We start from the raw sequence: 18760 nt of genomic DNA on the forward strand, positions 1-18760 counted from the left end.
TGCTGTGCGACGCTATTTGCAGCCGTTGCTGCCTAGGGTTGAGAAAAAAGGTTCTCCACCCGTTGAAAGGACTGTCTATGCTCTGACGCGTATCGGACCTTCGCAGCAATGATATCGGGAATCGACAGTCTGCGTGCAAGCGCGTCGTAGATGTCTTTCCCATCAGCCAGAATAATTCTTTTGGCTGTGAACGCCTTAAGACCGACGTCAGTAAAACCATTGAAGCTGATGAACAGCCCCCGCGTCCATTCGGGACGTTCGCTGACTTTGCCCTGGAAGGCATGAAGGGTGGCGGCGTCGGTCCTCGCCTGATGCCATTTTGCCTCCAGCAGATAAATGTCACCACCAAGCTGAAACGAACCGTCGATCTGCTCGCCGACGACCCTGAAACCGGCACGAGCATCCATATTCCAGGCATTGAAAAGATCAGTCAGAAACGTTTCGAAGTGACGACCTCTAGCCTGAGGCTCATCCGACATGCACCAAAGAGCAAGAAAGCGTTCCCCAAGAGCATGCAACGCTGCCGGCTCGGGACGAGTCACTCTCGATGTATCCCGCGATGCCGCTGCAGGATCTTTGGTGGGCGAGCCATAGTCTGGCAGAGGAGGACCACCAAGCCGCTCCACAATCAGACTCAATTGGTGACGTGCATTGACAACCGTTTCCGCCCTCTTTTGCCCGATCCGATCCGACTCGCGATACTCCCACAGAGCCGCAAGAGCTTTAGCGATGGCTGGTGCCTGCCCCTCGATTAGAAAGGTACGAAGGCGTTTCCCCTTGCTGTTGCCATTGATGGCGTAAGTGTCGTCATATATATCTACCCCCACCTCACGCCGGAAAAAATCCGCAAATTCAGCATTCGTGAAATCAAGGACGTATCCGGGACTTGTCTCGAATAATTGACCCACAACTTTTAATTCAACAGGCCTTAATTTCTCCATTTTACCCCTCTTCCACCGATCCACATGAAAGATCTATTCTTCTAAACAACACCACTGAATTGCCCTTTCACTCCCGAACGAAAGCCCTCGGCCAGGGACCGATACCCGCCCATTCAGCCGCTCCGATTTGTCGAGAACGCGCAATTAAGCGCCAGCTCCATCGCGTGCCGCGCGTTACATAAGATAGGCAGCGCCAGCGTACCCCGCTTGGCGCGCAGATTCTCGCCAACGGCTAGAAAGTCATAAATGACTCTACAGCCCAAATTAGTAGAAAACGATCGGGAAAAATGGCGCACTCGACAGGATTCGAACCTGTGACCTCCGCCTTCGGAGGGCGGCGCTCTATCCAACTGAGCTACGAGTGCGTGGCCGGGGCGAACCTGCGGCGGACGGCGGGGGTGGCCCCCGGCGTCGAGGCCTGGACATTAGCCGAAGGCGGCGGCGGCGTAAAGTGTTTCGCGCGGGGTTTTGACAGGGGGTGACGGCCGGGGGTGCCGCCGGTCAGGCCGCCGCCTCTCTGGCCGCGTCGGATTCACGCGTCAGGCGCAGGAACAGGTCTTCCAGGTCGGGTTCGCGGGTGGTGATGTCGGCGACCGTCAGCCCCGCGGCGGTCACGGCGGCCAGCAGGCGGCCGACGGGGGTTTCGCTCGGGCGGAAGCGGAAGCAGACGGTGCCGACCTCGGCATCGACCGCGGCGCCGAAGGCGGCGAGCGGTGCCGGCACCTGGCCCGGGGCCAGGGCTTCGGCCACCCGCACCACCAGTTCCTTGGCATCCAGCTGCGAGAGCAGGGCGTCGGTGCGGTCGCAGGCGATCAGCCGGCCGTGATTGATGATCGCGATCCGGTCGCAGAGTTCCTGCGCCTCTTCCAGATAATGGGTGGTCAGCACCACCGTCGTGCCGGCGGCGTTCAGCTCGCGGACATAATCCCAGAGCTTGCGGCGCAGTTCGATATCGACACCCGCCGTCGGCTCGTCCAGCACCAGCACCGGCGGGTTGTGGACCATCGCCTTGGCGACCAGCAGCCGGCGGCGCATGCCACCCGACAGCGTGCGGGCATAGGCATCGGCCTTGTCGTCCAACCCCACCGCCTTCAGCAGTTCCATGGTCCGGCGTTCGGATTTGGGAACGCCGTAGAAACCGGCCTGCAGCTCCAGCGCCTCGCGCGGGGTGAAGAAGGGGTCGAGCACCAGTTCCTGCGGCACGATGCCGATGGCCAGCCGGGCATCGCGCTGGCGGCGATCGAGATCGCGGCCCCAGATTTCCACCGTGCCCGAGGTCTTGTGGACCATGCCCGCCAGAATGTTGATGAAGGTCGACTTGCCGGCGCCGTTGGGGCCGAGCAGGGCGAACATCGACCCGCGCGGCACCTCGAGCGTCACGCCGTGCAACGCGGTCTTGCCGCCGGCATAGGTCTTGCGCAGCTCGCGGGCCGAGATGGCGAGGTCGGGAGCGGTGGCAGAGGCGGTACGGGTCGGGGACATCGGCGGGGCTTTCCTGGCGGCGGTCACCGGCTGCCGGGCTTCGGGCCCGGCCGGAGGCCGCGGGACGCACTTGCGCATGGGCCGACCTTGGGTATCATCGGGCCACCGTCCGGTCAACGCCGGCCGGCCGGGGTGCCATCGGCACGATGCATGCCCCGGGCCAGGCCTCCGGTCGGACCGGTCCCACAACATATATCGTGTTCAGGCGACATCCGAGGCGAGAAACATGGAACCCGTTGAGACCATCATCGTCGAGCAGACCCAGCTCGCATGCGACGGCGGCGTCGGCGCCCTCGGCCATCCGCGGGTCTTCCTGAACATGGAAGGCAAGGGCTATGTCGACTGCCCCTATTGCGGGCGTCACTATGTGCTGAAGCCCGGCGCCAAGGCATCGCACGGCCACTGAGCCGGCAGCCGGACGCCACCAGCCGACATCCCGAACCCGGGTCGCCTGCCGCGACCCGGGTTCTTTGCGTTTGCACCGGCTGCCGACGACGCGGGCGCCCCTTGTTCCATGTCCGTTCGCGGATGGGTTCCGGGCGGCTTTCATGCCATACTGCCCGCCGCGATGCCCGCGGCCTTCATATCCCAGACTTCCCGGAGCCGAGACGGTAGAGATGAGCGACCAGACCCCGAGCCCCCAGAGCCCCCTCTACCTCGTCGACGGATCGGGCTACATCTTCCGGGCCTTCCATGCCCTGCCGCCGCTGAACCGCCCCGACGGCACCCCGGTCAACGCGGTCTACGGCTTCTGTTCCATGCTGTTGAAGCTGATCGAGGATCTGAAGGCCGAGCGGCTGGCGGTGATCTTCGATGCCGGCCGGGTGAGCTTCCGCAACGAAATCTATCCCGACTACAAGGCCCATCGCCCCGAGCCGCCGGAAGAGCTGGTGCCCCAGTTCCCGCTGATCCGCGACGCCACCCGCGCCTTCGCCCTGCCCTGTATCGAGCTTCCCGGCTTTGAGGCCGACGACCTGATCGCGAGCTATGCGAAAGCGGCACGCGAGGCGGGCCAGGAGGTGGTGATCGTCTCGGCCGACAAGGACCTCATGCAGCTGATCCAGGACGGCGTGTCGCTGATGGATCCCATGAAGGCCAAGAAGATCGGTCTTGAAGAGGTGATGGCCAAATTCGGCGTCGCCCCCGACAAGGTGGTCGACGTTCAGGCGCTGGCGGGCGATTCCACCGACAACGTGCCGGGCGTGCCCGGCATCGGGGTCAAGACCGCCGCGCAGCTGATCGGCGAATATGGCGATCTGGACACGCTGCTCGCCCGCGCCGGCGAGATCAAGCAGCCAAAGCGCCGCCAGACCCTGATCGAGAATGCCGACAAGGCGCGGGTCTCCCGCGAGCTGGTCCGGCTGCGCGACGATGTCGAGCTGCCCGACCCGCTGGACAGCCTGCATGTCGGCCAGATGAGCGCCGAGGTCGTGCTCTCCTTCCTGGAGCAACAGGGCTTCACCTCGCTGGTGGCCAAGCTGCGGCCGCATCTGGGCGCCTCTAAACCCGCCCATGGCGGCAGCGCCGGCTCCGCCGCGGCGGCGGCCGTGGAGGATGTGCGCGCGGCGGTGCGCGACTATGAACTTGTCCAGGACGAACCAGCCCTCACCCGCTGGATCGAGATGGCGACCGAGGCCGGCATCGTCGGTTTCGACACCGAGACCACCAGCCTCGACGCCCATCGTGCCGTGCTGGTCGGCTTCTCGCTGGCGATCGCCCCCGGCCGGGCCTGCTATGTGCCGCTGCGCCATGTGGCGCCCCGCAAGGCCCGGCAGGGCGCGCTCGACCTGGGAGCGGCAGGCGAAGCCGAGACGGATGAGGGGGCGCCCGAGCAGATCCCTGTCGAGCGGGCGATCACCCTGCTCCGGCCGCTGCTCGAAGCGCCGGGGGTGCTCAAGGTCGGCCAGAACATCAAATACGACATGATCGTCATGGCGCGCGAGGGCGTCGAGATCGCGCCGATCGACGACACCATGGTGATGTCCTATGCGCTCGACGGCACCCGCCACGGCCATGGCATGGACGAGCTGGCCCAGATCCATCTGGGCGTGACGCCCATCTCTTATGACGAGGTCACCGGCAAGGGCCGCGACCGGATCGGCTTCGACGAGGTGCCGCTGGATCGCGCCCGCGACTATGCCGCCGAGGATGCCGACGTCACGCTGAACCTGCACCGGCTGCTGAAGCCGCGTCTTGGTCCCGAAGGCGTGCGGGCGCTTTACGAGCGCACCGACCGGGCGCTGGTACCGGTGCTCGCGCGGATGGAACGGCGCGGCATCCGTATCGACCGCGACATGCTGGGCAAGGCCTCGCGTGAGTTTGCCGACGGCATGGCGGCGCTGGAGGCACGCATCCACGAGCTTGCCGGCGAAAGCTTCAATGTCGGCAGCCCGAAGCAGCTGGGCGAGATCCTGTTCGACAAGCTGAGCCTGCCCGGGGGCAAGAAGGGCAAGACCGGCGCCTATGCCACCGGCGCCGACATCCTGCAGAAGCTGGCAGCCGACGGCCATGAACTGCCGGCGAAGGTGCTGGACTGGCGCCAGCTCGCCAAGCTCAAGAACACCTATGCAGATGCGCTCGCCGAGGCGGTGAACCCCGAGACCGGCCGCATCCACACCAGTTTTGCGCTGACGGTCACCACCACCGGCCGGTTGTCTTCGAACGACCCCAATCTTCAGAACATTCCCATCCGCACCGAGGAAGGCCGGCGGATCCGCCGCGCCTTCGTGCCCGAGGCCGGCCATGTGCTGATGTCGGCCGACTACAGCCAGATCGAACTGCGCCTGCTGGCCGATATCGCCAACATCCAGGCCCTGCGCCAGGCCTTCCGCGAGGGTATCGACATCCATGCCCTGACCGCCTCTCAGGTCTTCGGCGTGCCGGTGGAGGGGATGGACCCGATCACCCGCCGCCGGGCCAAGGCGATCAATTTCGGCATCATCTACGGTATCAGCGCCTTCGGCCTGGCCCAGCAGCTCGACATCCCGCAATCCGAGGCCAAGCGCTATATCGAGGCCTATTTCGAGCGCTATCCCGGCATTCGCGACTATATGGAGCGGGCCAAGGCCGATGCCCGCGCCCATGGCTTCGTGACCACGATCTTCGGCCGCAAATGCTGGACGCCCGACATCGCCGCCAAAAATCCCGCACTCAGGGCCTTTGCCGAGCGTGCGGCGATCAACGCACCGCTTCAGGGCTCCGCCGCCGACATCGTCCGGCTCGCCATGGTGGCGCTGGATCGCGCGCTGGAGGCAAGCCCGCTCGGTGCGCGCATGCTGCTCCAGGTCCATGACGAAATCCTGCTGGAGGTACCCGAGGCCGAGGTCGAGGAGACTGCGGCACTGGTCAAGCAGGTGATGGAGGATGTGGTGTCGCGGCCCGTGCCCTATGTCGTCGAAGTCGGCACCGGGCTCGACTGGGATGCGGCACATTGACGGCGATGCCTGCAGATCCCGGAACCGTCGAGGCGATCGCCCCCGGCCGGATCCGGCTGCCGGCGGGCATCGACCTCGTCACCGCCTTCGCCGGCCTCGCTGCCCATGGCGATGACGGGCTGGTGCGGCTCGACGGCGACCGGCTCTATACGATCGAGCGGGTTGAGCGGGCACCGGTGGCGGTGGAGACCGTCCTTTCTCCCGATTCCCGGGGCGAGTTGCGGGTGATGGTGGAGACCGGCGCGGCCGATCTGCTTGAGGTGGCAACCCGCGCCATCGCTGCCCGCCTGCATCTGCCGGGCGCAGCCTTCGCGGCGCTCGCTGCCGGTGATCCGGTGATCGGCCGGATCGCCGCCACCCAGGGGGTGCGCCCCACCCTGCTCTACCCAGAGCCGATGGTGGTGATGCTGCGCACGATCAGCGCCCAGCTGGTCAACCTCGCCTGGGCCGCCACCACCCGCCGCCGTCTGGCAGAGGCCTTCGGCATCCGTCGGCCGGTCGGCACCGGCTGGGTGATCGATATCGATCCCGCCCGGATCGCCGCGATCGACCCCGAGGAGATCAAGGCCCTCCAATTCACCGGCGCCAAGGCAAGGGCGATCGTGAGCGTGGCCCGGGCGATCGTCGACGGCCGGCTGGACGCAGCCGCCATGGCCGCGGCCGAAACGCCGGAGATCCGCCGCAGGCTGACCGCCATCTCCGGCATCGGCGACTGGACCGCGGACTGGGTGCTGGCGCGCGGCCTGGGCCGGCCGGTGGTCGCCACCGGCGATCTGGGCGTACGCAAGGCGGTGGCACGCGCCTATCACGATACCGAGATCATTCCCGCGGCCGAGGTCGCCCGCACCACCGCCCATTGGGGGGCCGCGGCCCTCGACGCCCAGACGCTGCTGCTCTCCACCCTCGGTACCGCCGGGGCCGAGGGCGCCACCCCGCGGCTCACCCGCAAGCGGGCTGCCGCCACCCCGCCGGAGGAGAAACGTCCATGAGCGGCCGCATCCACCGCTACACCACTGAAACCGTCTGGACCGGCGATACCGGCCAGGGCACTGCAGGCTATCGCAGCTATTCCCGCGACCACGACCTGAAGATCCCGGGTAAGCCGGTCATCGCCGGCTCGTCGGACCCGGCCTTCCGTGGTGATGCCATGCGTCACAATCCGGAAGACCTGCTGGTCGCCTCGGCCTCTGCCTGCCATATGCTCTGGTACCTGCATCTGGCCAGCACCAAGGGCATCGTCGTGCGCGGCTACACCGATGCCGCCGAGGGCGAGATGACCGAACGCGCCGATGGCGGCGGCGCCTTCACCCGCATCCGGCTCCGGCCGCAGGTGACCATCTCGGCCGGCGATCCGACGATGGCGCGGGCCCTGCACGCCGAGGCGCATCATCTCTGCTTCATCGCCAACAGCCTCAACTGCCCGATCGACATCGAGGATACGGTCGAACTCGTGAGCGCCTGAACCGCATCAGCTGCCGTAGATCTGCCCCTGCGCGACCGAGATCCAGTCGATGCCGGCACCGCCGGTGACACGATCCAGTGCCGCATCGTCAATGGCGCCGTCGGGGCCGATCGCGTCTCGCGCCGCCTCGATGCGCGCCAGAATCTCGGGCGCCAGAACAAAGCCATGCGCCCCGGCCGCCGCCGTCAGCACGGCCTCGCGGGCCGCCGGCGTCGCCGCATCGGCAAAGGCCGCAGCAAGCCCCGGATCGGCCGCAAGCAGATCGACGAGACGACGGGCGCTGTCATCGGACATGGGGCATCCTGCAATAGACGTAGCTGTCGGCGGATTTCATCCTGGCATCATGCCTGCCGGCTGCATACGAAACACAAACGGCCGGTCGACAGTCATCGACCGGCCGGGAATGACAGCGGGGAAGATCGCCGGCAGCGGCGATCAGTGGATCGTCGCCGGCACCATCTCGTGCTGCAGGATGGCGCCGATCGCAGAGGCGCTGTCGGCCATCACCGCCACGCGCTCACCGCTCGCGGAAAACACGCCGAACATCACACCGCCGGCGGTGGTCACCGGTCGGACATAGGCCACCTGCTCAAGGCCAAGCGCCGCAAAGGCTTCGGGCGTCATCCGACGGATGGCAGCGCGCGCTGCCTCGGCGACATCGGCAGGGGAACGGGTCGTCTCTTCAAGGTTGAAGCGGGGCATGGGATCAGCCTCCTTCGTCCGCGGCCGTGCCGGGCACCGGATCGGTCGCCCTGTCGCCCGCGATGGGTCCACGTCTCTTCGGATGAAAGTTCAGCGCTCGTCGAGCAGGCTGCCCGACTGGCGTCCATCCGGCTGGGTCTTGCGGATGGAGATGGTCCGCACCGAGGATTGCGGCAGCGGTTGCTCCAGATCGATATGGAGCAGGCCGTTATCCAGCGAGGCATCCATCACCTGGATGCCGTCGGCAAGCAGGAAAGTGCGCTGGAACTGCCGGGCCGCGATACCGCGATGGATGAATTCCCGGCCGTCATTGGCGTCGTCGTGCTGCCGCCCGCGGATCACCAGCTGATTGTCTTCCAGCGTGACCGTCAGGTCGTCCATGGTAAAACCTGCGACCGCAAGCGTGATGCGCAGCCGCCGCTCGCCAAGTTTCTCGATGTTGTAGGGCGGATACCCGTCCGAGCCGGTCTTGGCCAGACGGTCCAGCATGCGCTCCATGTGGTCGAAGCCCAGCATCATCGGGTGATTGAAAGCGGTGAACCGCGACATCCCTGACATCTCCTCCGCGACAGACGAGCGAGATCCGGATCCGGCTGCCGTGGCGGCGACCTCCTTGGGGAGCATCCACCGCGCCCGGCCGGCGCGCCGGCAGGTCCGTCCGATGGCCGGTTCCGGCGGCGGCTCCGCCCACTGTCCGGGCCGGAGACGGCGTTCACCGGCCGTTCCTTCGGTTCTGTGGAGATAGGGAGGCGGGCCGGCACGTTCAAGACCGCCCGGCGCCTCAACCTCAACGGCCCGGCACAACGAAAAAGCCCGATGCAGAAGCACCGGGCTTTTTCGAAGATGGTGGAGCCAAGGGGAGTCGAACCCCTGACCTCTTGAATGCCATTCAAGCGCTCTCCCAACTGAGCTATGGCCCCGAAACCTGTCTGACGTCGTTGGCTGCGTGTTGCCGGGCTTCCCCGGTTTCCGCTGCCGCGCGCCCTTTGGGGTGGCGCGCCGTGCGTCAGCGGAGCGGAACATAGTGGCCGCAGCCGGGCTTGGCAAGCGGTTTTTTTCACGCCACCGTCATCTTCGACAACGGCCGCAGAAATCCCGTCGCAAGCCACTGGTTTTTCTGGAGAACCAGCCCTGAAACCGAAACCGGCGCCCCTTTTTCAAGGGGCGCCGGTCGCGGGATCAGTTCTCGTCGTCGTCGTCGCCGAGACGGACGTCACCGACGTCGTCGTCGCCCAGCTCCGAGGCATCCTCGATGCCGACATCATCCTCGTCGTCATCGTCGAAGGCTTCGTCGAAGCCTTCCTCGTCGACATCCTCCACCTCTGCCGGCACGACCTTGGCCTTGCGGGCCTGGGCCGCACGCTCACGGGCCAGCTCATCGGCCTCCCGTGCGGCTCGGCGGGAACGGGTCTCTTCGATCTGCGGCTGCTCGGCACCGCATTTGGGGCATGTCACCGGCGTGCGGCGCATATCGTAGAAGCGCGCACCGCAGCTGCGGCAGGTGTGCTTCTGCCCCCACTCCTCCTTCGCCACGCGACCACCCTTGATAGCTGTTGGACGTGTACAGGAACGAATTCACGGGAACGGGTGCCGGCACAAGGGGCCGGCGATGGTGGTAGCGCAATCGGGCGCGCCACCCCGTCGGCTGCGTTTGCCACGAAGCGCCGGGGCTGTCAAACCGCTAAATGCGTCCAGGCAGGGTTGCATCACCGTCATCGGCATTCAGTGGGGGTCTGCGATGATGCACCGGGGGCCATGCTGTGATAGACCAGCCTCGAACCTCACCCGCTTCCGCCCCGCCTTTCCGGACAAGGGCCCCGTCATGACCCATGCCGCGCCGCATCCCGCCACCGCCCGCCTCTCCCGCGGACTTTCGGGCGACGTCATCGTCCCCGGCGATAAGTCGATCTCGCATCGGGCGTTGATGCTGTCGGCGCTGGCGGTCGGGCGCTCTGCCGTCGACGGCCTGCTGGAAGGCGAGGACGTGCTCGCGACCGCAGCGGCGATGCGCGCACTGGGCGCCAGCATCGCCCGCGAAGAGACCACCGGCCCCGACGGCGCACCGCTTGTCCGCTGGGTGATCGACGGCGTCGGCGTTGGAGGGCTGGGCGAGCCGGCCGATGTGCTCGACATGGGCAATTCGGGCACGGCCGCACGGCTGCTGATGGGCCTGCTCGCCACCCACCCGCTGGTGGCGGTGATGACCGGTGATGCCAGCCTGCGCAAGCGGCCCATGGCCCGGGTCGCAACGCCGCTGGAGAAGATGGGCGCAAAGATCGTCACCCGCGCCGGCGGCCGGCTGCCGGCCACCGTGATCGGTACCCGCAGCCCGGTGCCGATCCGCTATCGCCTGCCGGTGCCATCGGCTCAGGTTAAATCGGCGATCCTCCTCGCCGGGCTCAACACCCCTGGCCGGACCGTGGTGGTGGAACCGGAAGCGACCCGCGACCATACCGAACGCATGCTGGGCGCCATGGGCGCACGGATCACGGTGGAAACCGAGGCCGACGGCGCCCGGGTGATCAGCCTCGACGGCCAGCCGGAGCTCCGCGCCCGGGACATGACCGTGCCGGGCGACCCGTCCTCGGCGGCCTTCCCGCTGGTCGCAGGACTGATCACCGAAGGCTCGGCCGTCACCGTGCGCAATGTCTGCCTCAACCCCGGTCGCGACGGACTGGTCCGTACGCTGGTCGAAATGGGCGCCGATCTGACCGTCACCAATCCGCGCGATGTGGGTGGCGAGCCGGTGGGTGATCTGGTGGCACGCTCGTCCGCGCTTAAGGCGGTGACCGTTCCGGCCGACCGCGCGCCCTCGATGATCGACGAATTCCCGGTGCTCGCCGCCGCCGCCGCCACCGCCCACGGCACCAGCCGTTTCGAAGGGCTGGCGGAACTCAGGGTCAAGGAAAGCGACCGGCTGCAGGCGGTGGCCGACGGCCTGATCCGTGCCGGCGTCACCGTGCGCACTGGCGAGGACTGGCTGGAAGTGGATGGCTGCGGCGGTCCGGTTCCGGGCGGCACCGACGCGGTCGTCACGCATCTGGACCATCGCATCGCCATGGCCTTCCTGGTGCTGGGCCTGGCCGCACGCAACGGCATGGTGGTCGACGACGATCGGATGATCGCCACCAGCTTCCCCGGCTTCCGCGCCCTGATGACCGGGCTCGGTTGCGACATCACCGATCTCTGATCCAGCGGCACATCATGACCCCGACCCCCAACCATCCGCCGGTGATCGCCATCGACGGTCCCGCCGCGGCCGGCAAGGGCACACTCGCCCGCAGGCTCGCCGCCGAACTGGGGCTGCGCCATCTCGATACCGGCATGATCTATCGGGCGGCGGCAAGCCGTCTGCTCGCCGGAGGTGGTGATCCGGACGATCCGGCGGCGGCGGCGCTGGCCGCTCAGACCCTCACCGCCGACGATCTCGTCCGCACCGATCTGCGGACGGAGCGTACGGGGGAAACCGCCTCGAAGATCGCCGCCCTCGGACCCGTCCGTGCCGCTCTGCTCGACTTTCAGCGCAACTTCGGCCGGACCGCTCCGGGCGCCGTGCTTGATGGCCGCGACATCGGCACCGTGGTGTTTCCCGACGCGCGCGCGAAGATCTTCGTAACCGCCTCGCCCGAAGCGCGTGCACTCAGGCGACACGAAGAGTTGCGGGGCAAGGGGGTTGCCAGTATATTCGCCGACGTTCTGGAAGAGATGCGGCTGCGAGACCGTCGCGACCGGGAACGAGCGGTGGCCCCACTGCGTCCCGCGGACGATGCCGTCATCCTCGACACCACCGACATGTCGGCGGACGAGGTCTTCGCAGCAGCGCTCGCGCATGTCACGGGCCGGCTCTGACCGGCCGGGACAGGGCGCGGGCCGGATCGTTACCGGATCGAGGTTTCGCCGGTCGTCGCCCACCCCCACCCGGGGGAGGAGCGGCGTTTCGGCGCATTGACGACTGAAGCCCGCGGCGACCGGACGGCCGGACGTCGCGACCCTGTAAACCAGCAACCGGCGGGGATGCCCGCCGTATCCGAACCCCCGTCGGTCGGAACCCGCCCCACCCGGCAGCGCCGGTCACGGGACCGCGGCGTTCAGACGTCCACGGCGGCCCCGATCCGAAGCGGCATGATCCGCGACGGCCGGAGCCGCGGCGGGTGCCGGAACCTCTTCCCAGGCCAGCCACCGACGCCCGGATGGCCCTGGAGCCGAGGTTCCCCGGCAGGACGGGTGGAGAGGTAGGAGAACCCATGATCAACACCAGCCCCGCGCCCGAGAAGGACGTCATGTCGGACGAGAATTTCGAAGCCCTGCTGGCCGACAGCTTCATTGCCCAGGATGGCCTGGAGGGAAGCGTCGTTAAGGGTCGGATCACCGCCATCGAGGGCGACCAGGTCCTCATCGACGTCGGCCTGAAGTCCGACGGGCGCATCGCGCTCAAGGAATTCGCCCAGCCCGGTCAGGAGACCGAGCTTGCGGTCGGCGACGAGGTCGAGGTCTATATCGACCGGATGGAGAACGCCCAGGGCGAGGTCGTCATCAGCCGCGAGCGTGCGCGCCGCGAAGAGGCCTGGACCCAGCTCGAGCAGGCGTTCAAGAACGCCGAGCGCGTCAACGGCGTGATCTTCGGGCGCGTGAAGGGCGGCTGCACCGTCGACCTTCAGGGTGCCGTGGCCTTCCTGCCGGGCAGCCAGATCGACATCCGTCCGGTGCGTGACATCACGCCCCTGATCGGCACGACCCAGCCTTTCCAGATCCTCAAGATGGACAAGCGTCGCGGCAACATCGTCGTCTCGCGTCGTGCCGTCCTGGAAGAGAGCCGCGCCGAGGCCCGCAAGGAACTGATCGAGAACCTCAAGGAAGGTCAGATCCTGGAAGGCGTGGTCAAGAACATCACCGATTACGGTGCGTTCGTGGACCTGGGTGGCGTCGACGGCCTGCTGCACGTCACCGACATCTCCTGGCGCCGCATCAATCACCCGACCGAAGCCCTGACCATCGGTCAGTCGGTTCGCGTGGTGGTGACCCGCTTCAACCGCGAGACCCAGCGCATCAGCCTCGGCATGAAGCAGCTTGAGGCGGATCCGTGGGAAGGCGTCGAGGTGAAGTATCCGGTGGGCGTGAAGTTCGCCGGCCGCGTCACCAACATCACCGACTACGGCGCCTTCGTGGAGCTGGAGCCGGGCGTCGAGGGTCTGGTCCATGTCTCCGAGATGAGCTGGACCAAGAAGAACGTGCACCCGGGCAAGATCGTTTCGACCTCGCAGGAGATCGAAGTGATGGTGCTCGACGTCGACTCGCAGAAGCGCCGCATCAGCCTGGGCCTGAAGCAGGTTGCCGACAACCCGTGGGAGACCTTCCTGGATCGTCACCCGGTGGGTTCGTCGATCGAGGGCGAGGTCAAGAACATCACCGAGTTCGGTCTGTTCGTTGGTCTCGACGGCGACATCGACGGCCTGGTGCACCTGTCGGATCTCGACTGGAGCCGCCCCGGCGAAGAGGCGCTCAAGGACTTCCGCAAGGGCGACATGGTCAAGGCCGTGGTGCTGGATGTGGACGTCGAGAAGGAGCGTATCTCCCTCGGCATCAAGCAGCTCGACAAGGATCCGTTCACCGAGGCGACTCAGGACCTGCGCCGCGGCCAGACCGTCACCTGCACGGTCACCAAGGTCGTCGAGAATGGTCTGGAGATCTCCACGGCCGATGGCGCCAAGGGCTTCATCCGCAAGTCGGAAATCGCCCGTGACCGCCAGGATCAGCGCACCGACCGCTACAGCGAGGGCGATAAGTTCGACGCCCTGATCACCAACATCGACCGGTCGAGCCGCAAGCTCACCCTGTCGATCAAGGCGCTGGAGATGGCGGAAGAGAAGAAGGCCATGGCCGAGTTCGGTTCGTCCGACAGCGGCGCGAGCCTCGGCGACATCCTGGGTGCCGCGCTCCGCGAGCGCGAGCGGACCCAGGCGGACGATTGATCCGATCATTGCCGGGGCATCTGCCCGGCGGATCGATAAACGTCCTGCGGCCGGCCCGGAGCAATCCGGGCCGGCCGCAGCCGTTTCGGAGGCGGGATTATACTGTTTTCCGGGGCCGACCTACCGGCAGCTCCGTCTGCCGTCATAGGATTGACATCAATTTATATTATATAAGGCTTCACAAAATTAGATTCTTATATGTGGAGCCTGCCACCATGTCGGATCCCCGCCGCCCCCGCAGTCCCGCCGCCCGGCTGGACGAGATCTTCAGCATCTTCGCGGCGCGCGGCGATGACAGCTACGGCGAGGCCGTGAGCCAGATCGAGCACGCGGTCCAATCGGCCGAGATCGCGGAAGCACAGGGCGCGGCCGACAGCCTGATCGCTGCGGCTCTGCTGCACGACATCGGCCACATGATCCACCGGGACGCCGCAGCCGCCTTCCAGAACGGCCGCGACGATGCTCATGAGCGGCTCGGGGCCAGATATCTGACCGGGCTGTTTCCGCCGGCGGTGATCCGGCCGATCGAGATGCATGTGGACGCCAAGCGCTGCCTGGTGACCACCGAGCCGGCCTATGCCGCCGCCCTCTCCCCCGTCTCGCGCCGGACCCTTGAGCTGCAGGGCGGCCCGATGACCGATGTCGAGGCCATGGCCTTTCTGGCCGATCCCCATGCCGCCGATGCCATCGCCCTCCGGCGGATCGACGAGGCCGCCAAGATCGAGGGCGCCGGCCGTGATGGCGTGATGCGCTTCCGGCCGCTGCTGGAACGTCTGGCCATCGGCCTCTGATCCCTGTCTGAACCTGTATGCCCTGTCCGGGAGTTATACCGATGGCCCGCAACGTCCTGCTGATCATGGTCGACCAGTGGCGCTGGGATCTCTCCCCCGGCCTCGGCAATCCGCTGGTCTCAACCCCGGCTCTCGACCGGCTGGCCGCGCGCGGGGCGGTCTTCACCCGCCATTTTGCCCAAAGCGCCCCCTGCGGCCCGGCCCGGGCGAGCTTCGCCAGCGGCCAGTATGTCTTCAACCACCGGGTCTTCGCCAATCCGGTGCCGATGGCGGCGGGGCGCCGGCTGTTGCAGCACCATCTGCGCGCCGCCGGCATCACCCCCTACATGATCGGGTATACCACGGCGGTGCCCGATCCGCGCAGCCGCGATCCGCAGGATCCGGTCTTCCACGGCCCTTCGGTCGCCGAAGGCTGGCAGATCCTGCGCGAGATGGATGAGGACAAGGCGCGCTATACCGCCTGGGCCCGACGCCAGGGTGCCGATCTCCACCCCGACTACGATACCGGCTTCGCGCACCATCTCCGTGCCGGTGCGCCGGTTGAAGTCTCCCCCCAGCCCGACGGGCTGCATGACAGCCGCTGGCTGGCCGATACGGCGGTGGAGTTCCTGGATGCAGCTCCCAAGGGCCCCTGGCTGCTGCATCTGGGCTTCTATCGGCCGCATCCGCCGCTGGCGGCGCTCGCCCGCCATCTGGCCCGGGTGCCCGACGCCCCACCGCTGCCGCCGATCGACAGCACGGCCGAGGACGCGATCCACCCCCTGGCCGCCCTCTTCCGCCGGGTGGTGCCGGCATCGATCGCCCATCCGGGCCTGGACGGCCTCGCCTCCGCCCTGCCCGCCGCCACGGTCGCCGCCCTGCGCAAGGCCTATCTGGCGCTGCTTGCCGAAGTCGATGACGAGGTCGAGCGCGTGCTGGCGGCGCTGGAGCGGAGCGGGCGCGGCCAGGACACCCTGGTCGTGTTCATGTCCGATCATGGCGAGCAATGGGGCGAGCACGGCCTGTTCGGCAAGCGCGCCATCCACCAGGCCTCCTTCCGGGTACCGCTGATCATCGCCGACCCGCGGCAGAGCGCCGATCCGACCCGCGGCGGGCAGATCCACGCCATCACCGAACATGTCGACCTGCTGCCGACCCTGCTGGACTGGTTCGGCATCGCAGCCCCGCCGCAATGCGACGGCCGCTCGCTGTTGGGCCTGATCGCCGGCGATCGCCCGTCGGACTGGCGGGATGCCGCAGTCTACGAGCACGACTTCCGCGACAAGCTGACCGCCCCGGTTCCGGGCCTCGCCCGCTCGCCGCATGAGGCACAATTCACCGCCATCCAGGACGAGCGCTGGGCCTATCTGCACTTCCCCGATGCGGATCCCGTGCTCTTCGACCTTGAAGCAGACCCAGGCCAGACCCGCAATCTCGCCGCCGACCCCGCCTTCGCCCCGGTCGTCCACCGCATGATGCGCCGCCTGCTCGACCACCGCATCCGCCACGCTGACCGCACCCTCTCAGAGGCCCGCGCGGCACCGGGCGGGATGATCGGGCGGTGGTAGGCCGCCCGGTCCGATTTCACGTCATCCCCGCCAACGCCAGAAACGCCGCCACCACACCGATCTCGGCGAGTTCCGGCAGACAGGACAGGCGGACATCGGCGGCCAGAAGGTCGGCCCCCGGACCGGCGGCGGTCAGGGGGCGGTGTGCCAGGCGGGGGTCGTGGCCGGTCTCGCCATCAAAGACGATGCCGTAGCCGAGGCCGGCGGCGGTCGCCTCGCGGATCATCTCGCGGCTGCCCAGACTGGCCGCCACCCGGGGGGAAAAGCCGGTCGCGTCGGCTGCGCGCAGAAAAACCTGGCGGGTGACCGAACTCGGCTCGCGCAGCAGCACCGGCAGTCCGGCCAGGGCATCCAGCGGCAGCGGGTCGCCGGACCGGGCAAGAGGATCCGCCGCCGGCACCAGCAGGGCCAGGCGCTGGCGCCCCAGCACCACCCCCGCCAGCCGCGGATCGGGCTCGATATGGCTGGCGGCAATCAGGTCGACACGGCAGGCCAGGACATCCTCGATCAGCTGCCCGGTATTACCGGTCGACAGCCGGAGCTCGACCGCCGGGTGAGCATCGGCGAAACGCTTGGCCAGCCCCATGATCGTCGCCGGCGTGCTGAGCCCCAGCCGCACCAGCCCACCGGCCATCGCCGGATCAGAAGCGACCGCCGCTTCGGTACGGTCCATCAGCAGCATCACCGCCCGGACATGGGCCAGCAGCCGTTCCCCCGCCTCAGTTGGCACGGCGCCCTGGCCGCGGCGCAGGAACAGGCGCACGCCCAGCTCCGCCTCCAGCCCGCGGATCTGCACCGTCACCGCCGGCTGGGTCACCCCCAGCGATTTGGCCGCCGCCGAGAAACCGCCCTCCACCGCCACGGCGTGGAAGGCGCGCATCTGGTTGAAGTTCATCCTGCGGGCTCCGACTGCATACGTCCGAATCCATAATCCATCTTCATAAGCATGTCATAGGACATGCGTAGACTTTATGACGAAGGCGGCATCCAGACCGCTCCGACCGGGCCGATCCCCCTTCCCGCCATCCCGAGGAACCAGCACCATGACCACCACCCGTCTGCGCGCGGGCCTCGCCGGCCTTGTGGCGCTCACCATCGCAGGTGTCGCTGCCCCGGCCATGGCCCGGGTCGAGTTCGACCTCTGGCATGCCCATTCCCCCGACATCACGCTCGGCAAGACCATCGCCCGCTACGCCGCCGAGTTCAACGCCGCACAAAGCGACTATCAGGTGAATGCGGTGTTCAAGGGCAGCTATGACGACGTGATCAACGGCGCCATTGCCGCCGCCCGCGCCGGCAAGGCGCCGGCGATCGTGCAGGTCCATGCGCCGGCGGCCCCCACCGTGATCTATTCCAAGGCTGTGAAGCCGGTCGACGAGGTGATGGCCGAAGCGGGCATCAAAGTCGACTGGAGCCGTTACATCCAGCCGGTCATCGCCGCCTATCAGGAGAGCGGCCATCAGATCGGCATGCCCTTCAACACCTCGACCCCGCTGATGTGGATGAACCGCGACCTGATGGCCAGGGCGGGTATCGAGGGCGTGCCCGCCACCTGGGACGAGCTGGAAGCCGCCGCGGTGAAGCTGAAGGCCGCCGGGGTGGGCTGCCCGGTCGTGCCCTCCTGGCAGGAATGGACGCTGATCAAGAACTACGCCTTCATCCAGGACATCCCCGTCGCCACCCCGGCCAACGGTATGGAAGGTCCGGGGGCGCGGCTTACCGTCAACGACCCGCGCATGGTCGCCCATCTCGACCGGCTGCAGCGCTGGGTGAAGGACGGGCTGATGAGCTATCAGGGCCGCCAGTGGACCGGCGCGCACGAGGCCTTTTATGCCCAGCGCTGCGCAATCATGCTGGAAAGCTCGGCCGGGTATGGCGGGATTTCGCAGAAGGCCAAATTCGATTTCGCCGCGGCCATGCTGCCGGTGGAGGCCGGCACGACCGATCCCAAGAACAGCTTTATCGGCGGTGCGGGTCTGTTCGTGATGAACGGCCAGGCACCCGAGGTCTACAAGGGTGTGGCCGCCTTCCTGGCCTTCCTGGCTGAAACTCCGCGCCAGGTCGACTGGCACAAGGTGTCGGGCTATGTGCCGATCACGCTGGATGCCTACGAGGCCGCAAAGGCCGAAGGCTATTACCAGAAATTCCCCCATCAGGAACTGGCCATCCTGCAGCTGACCCGCGGCACCCCCACGCCCAACACCCGCGGCATCCGCCTCGGCTATCTGGTTCAGATCGACGAGATCCTGAACGAGGAGCTGGAAAACATCTGGTCGATGAAGAAGACCGCCGCCCAGGCCATGGATGATGCGGTACGCCGCGCCGACCCGCTGCTGGAACGCTTCGAGCGCACCATCGGCCAGTAATACCGCAGGGCTGCCCCTCCCGGCCGGGCGGACTCCTCTGGGTCCGCCCGGCACTACTTATCCCCG

The 18760-nt window shown here is 67.2% G+C and carries 17 protein-coding genes and 2 tRNA genes; 10 read left to right on the forward strand and 9 right to left on the reverse strand.

What is annotated here, in order from left to right; genetic code table 11:
• Positions 1-32: 32 nt before the first annotated feature.
• The 3 genes from P7L68_RS26135 to P7L68_RS26145 form a co-directional block, all read right to left on the reverse strand.
• On the reverse strand, positions 33-941 hold the full coding sequence (locus tag P7L68_RS26135) for a restriction endonuclease (protein WP_372002721.1): 909 nt from the start codon (positions 939-941) through the stop codon (positions 33-35).
• Between the two features lie 288 nt (positions 942-1229).
• Positions 1230-1306, reverse strand: a tRNA-Arg gene (locus tag P7L68_RS26140).
• A gap of 136 nt (positions 1307-1442) precedes the next feature.
• A complete protein-coding gene (locus tag P7L68_RS26145) occupies positions 1443-2423 on the reverse strand; it encodes an ABC transporter ATP-binding protein (RefSeq protein ID WP_372002722.1) in 981 nt (326 codons plus the stop codon).
• Positions 2424-2649: 226 nt separating this feature from the next.
• On the opposite strand from P7L68_RS26145, the gene P7L68_RS26150 reads away from it, so the two are divergent.
• The 4 genes from P7L68_RS26150 (at position 2650) to P7L68_RS26165 (ending at position 7319) form a co-directional block, all read left to right on the forward strand.
• On the forward strand, positions 2650-2829 hold the full coding sequence (locus P7L68_RS26150; RefSeq protein ID WP_014746725.1) for a zinc-finger domain-containing protein: 180 nt from the start codon (positions 2650-2652) through the stop codon (positions 2827-2829).
• A 211-nt stretch (positions 2830-3040) separates the two neighbouring features.
• Complete coding sequence (polA, locus tag P7L68_RS26155) at positions 3041-5857, forward strand: DNA polymerase I (protein WP_372002723.1); 2817 nt, start codon at positions 3041-3043, stop codon at positions 5855-5857.
• A gap of 5 nt (positions 5858-5862) precedes the next feature.
• Entirely contained in the window at positions 5863-6846 is a 984-nt protein-coding gene (locus P7L68_RS26160; protein ID WP_372006967.1) for a DNA-3-methyladenine glycosylase, read from the forward strand.
• Complete coding sequence (locus P7L68_RS26165) at positions 6843-7319, forward strand: OsmC family protein (RefSeq protein WP_372002724.1); 477 nt, start codon at positions 6843-6845, stop codon at positions 7317-7319. The genes P7L68_RS26160 and P7L68_RS26165 overlap by 4 nt, the downstream gene beginning before the upstream one ends.
• Before the next feature lie 6 nt (positions 7320-7325).
• Here P7L68_RS26165 and P7L68_RS26170 read toward each other — a convergent pair whose 3' ends face one another.
• The 5 genes from P7L68_RS26170 to P7L68_RS26190 all read right to left on the reverse strand — a co-directional run bounded on the left by P7L68_RS26170 (position 7326) and on the right by P7L68_RS26190 (position 9554).
• Positions 7326-7613, reverse strand: a complete 288-nt coding sequence (locus P7L68_RS26170) for a hypothetical protein (protein ID WP_372002725.1) — start codon at positions 7611-7613, stop codon at positions 7326-7328.
• 141 nt (positions 7614-7754) lie between these two features.
• Positions 7755-8021 carry a DUF1150 family protein gene (locus P7L68_RS26175; RefSeq protein ID WP_014746731.1) on the reverse strand — a complete coding sequence of 89 codons (267 nt, stop codon included), beginning with the start codon at positions 8019-8021 and terminating at the stop codon, positions 7755-7757.
• 90 nt (positions 8022-8111) lie between these two features.
• Complete coding sequence (locus tag P7L68_RS26180) at positions 8112-8570, reverse strand: Hsp20 family protein (protein ID WP_014746732.1); 459 nt, start codon at positions 8568-8570, stop codon at positions 8112-8114.
• 295 nt (positions 8571-8865) lie between these two features.
• Positions 8866-8941: transfer RNA gene (locus tag P7L68_RS26185), tRNA-Ala, on the reverse strand.
• A 259-nt stretch (positions 8942-9200) separates the two neighbouring features.
• A complete protein-coding gene (locus P7L68_RS26190; RefSeq protein WP_372002726.1) occupies positions 9201-9554 on the reverse strand; it encodes a TIGR02300 family protein in 354 nt (117 codons plus the stop codon).
• A 289-nt stretch (positions 9555-9843) separates the two neighbouring features.
• Here P7L68_RS26190 and aroA point away from each other — a divergent pair, with 289 nt between their 5' ends.
• The 5 genes from aroA (at position 9844) to P7L68_RS26215 (ending at position 16328) form a co-directional block, all read left to right on the forward strand.
• Entirely contained in the window at positions 9844-11211 is a 1368-nt protein-coding gene (gene aroA, locus P7L68_RS26195; protein WP_372002727.1) for a 3-phosphoshikimate 1-carboxyvinyltransferase, read from the forward strand.
• Between the two features lie 14 nt (positions 11212-11225).
• Positions 11226-11870, forward strand: coding sequence for a (d)CMP kinase (cmk, locus tag P7L68_RS26200; RefSeq protein ID WP_372002728.1), 645 nt, complete (start codon positions 11226-11228; stop codon positions 11868-11870).
• Positions 11871-12265: 395 nt separating this feature from the next.
• Entirely contained in the window at positions 12266-13990 is a 1725-nt protein-coding gene (rpsA, locus tag P7L68_RS26205) for a 30S ribosomal protein S1 (protein ID WP_372002729.1), read from the forward strand.
• Positions 13991-14205: 215 nt separating this feature from the next.
• Positions 14206-14781, forward strand: coding sequence for a phosphonate degradation HD-domain oxygenase (locus P7L68_RS26210; RefSeq protein WP_372002730.1), 576 nt, complete (start codon positions 14206-14208; stop codon positions 14779-14781).
• A gap of 41 nt (positions 14782-14822) precedes the next feature.
• A complete protein-coding gene (locus P7L68_RS26215; RefSeq protein WP_372002731.1) occupies positions 14823-16328 on the forward strand; it encodes an alkaline phosphatase family protein in 1506 nt (501 codons plus the stop codon).
• Between the two features lie 16 nt (positions 16329-16344).
• Here the strand turns inward: P7L68_RS26215 and P7L68_RS26220 are convergent, their stop codons facing one another.
• Positions 16345-17223: a LysR substrate-binding domain-containing protein gene (locus P7L68_RS26220; protein WP_372002732.1), complete on the reverse strand. Its 879-nt coding sequence runs from the start codon at positions 17221-17223 to the stop codon at positions 16345-16347.
• Between the two features lie 148 nt (positions 17224-17371).
• Between P7L68_RS26220 and P7L68_RS26225 the strand changes: the two genes are divergently transcribed.
• Complete coding sequence (locus P7L68_RS26225; protein ID WP_372002733.1) at positions 17372-18694, forward strand: extracellular solute-binding protein; 1323 nt, start codon at positions 17372-17374, stop codon at positions 18692-18694.
• The last annotated feature ends 66 nt before the right edge of the window (positions 18695-18760 follow it).

This window comes from Tistrella mobilis (genome assembly GCF_041468085.1).
Taxonomy (GTDB): Bacteria; Pseudomonadota; Alphaproteobacteria; order Tistrellales; family Tistrellaceae; genus Tistrella; species Tistrella mobilis_A.

Excerpts from the sequence above, each read along its gene's own strand:
- P7L68_RS26135 (WP_372002721.1), bottom strand. The coding sequence starts at position 941 with ATGGAGAAATTAAGGCCTGTTGAATTAAAAGTTGTGGGTCAATTATTC.
- P7L68_RS26145 (WP_372002722.1), bottom strand. The coding sequence starts at position 2,423 with ATGTCCCCGACCCGTACCGCCTCTGCCACCGCTCCCGACCTCGCCATC.
- P7L68_RS26150 (WP_014746725.1), top strand. The coding sequence starts at position 2,650 with ATGGAACCCGTTGAGACCATCATCGTCGAGCAGACCCAGCTCGCATGC.
- polA (WP_372002723.1), top strand. The coding sequence starts at position 3,041 with ATGAGCGACCAGACCCCGAGCCCCCAGAGCCCCCTCTACCTCGTCGAC.
- P7L68_RS26160 (WP_372006967.1), top strand. The coding sequence starts at position 5,863 with ATGCCTGCAGATCCCGGAACCGTCGAGGCGATCGCCCCCGGCCGGATC.
- P7L68_RS26165 (WP_372002724.1), top strand. The coding sequence starts at position 6,843 with ATGAGCGGCCGCATCCACCGCTACACCACTGAAACCGTCTGGACCGGC.
- P7L68_RS26170 (WP_372002725.1), bottom strand. The coding sequence starts at position 7,613 with ATGTCCGATGACAGCGCCCGTCGTCTCGTCGATCTGCTTGCGGCCGAT.
- P7L68_RS26175 (WP_014746731.1), bottom strand. The coding sequence starts at position 8,021 with ATGCCCCGCTTCAACCTTGAAGAGACGACCCGTTCCCCTGCCGATGTC.
- P7L68_RS26180 (WP_014746732.1), bottom strand. The coding sequence starts at position 8,570 with ATGTCGCGGTTCACCGCTTTCAATCACCCGATGATGCTGGGCTTCGAC.
- aroA (WP_372002727.1), top strand. The coding sequence starts at position 9,844 with ATGACCCATGCCGCGCCGCATCCCGCCACCGCCCGCCTCTCCCGCGGA.
- cmk (WP_372002728.1), top strand. The coding sequence starts at position 11,226 with ATGACCCCGACCCCCAACCATCCGCCGGTGATCGCCATCGACGGTCCC.
- rpsA (WP_372002729.1), top strand. The coding sequence starts at position 12,266 with ATGATCAACACCAGCCCCGCGCCCGAGAAGGACGTCATGTCGGACGAG.
- P7L68_RS26210 (WP_372002730.1), top strand. The coding sequence starts at position 14,206 with ATGTCGGATCCCCGCCGCCCCCGCAGTCCCGCCGCCCGGCTGGACGAG.
- P7L68_RS26215 (WP_372002731.1), top strand. The coding sequence starts at position 14,823 with ATGGCCCGCAACGTCCTGCTGATCATGGTCGACCAGTGGCGCTGGGAT.
- P7L68_RS26220 (WP_372002732.1), bottom strand. The coding sequence starts at position 17,223 with ATGAACTTCAACCAGATGCGCGCCTTCCACGCCGTGGCGGTGGAGGGC.
- P7L68_RS26225 (WP_372002733.1), top strand. The coding sequence starts at position 17,372 with ATGACCACCACCCGTCTGCGCGCGGGCCTCGCCGGCCTTGTGGCGCTC.